This is a genomic window from Citrobacter sp. wls615 (genome assembly GCF_005281355.1).
Taxonomy (GTDB): Bacteria; Pseudomonadota; Gammaproteobacteria; order Enterobacterales; family Enterobacteriaceae; genus Citrobacter; species Citrobacter werkmanii.
In genome coordinates, this window is record NZ_SZXM01000030.1 from 1 (window position 1) to 218 (window position 218).

Consider the following 218-nt stretch of genomic DNA (forward strand, 5'->3'; position numbering starts at 1 on the left):
CCAAAATCACCTTTTACTTCAGTATACTTCTGAAGTGTCGGGTTAAATTTCGGATCCCAGCCACCTTTCCACCAGTTTGCTCCGGCATTTGCTCCTCAGGAAATGCCCTTACCTATTCCATAACCCAAACCTGCACCGACACCATTTGTAACTGCCCCAGACAGTGGATCTTTGTTGTCAATCCAGTTACCCAACGCACCGCCTGCAGCATTCCAGCC

General features: G+C 49.1%; 1 pseudogene. It reads right to left on the reverse strand.

Annotated elements, in window-relative coordinates:
* Positions 1-218 (reverse strand): annotated as a pseudogene (locus FDX04_RS24485) (filamentous hemagglutinin); the annotation flags it as partial.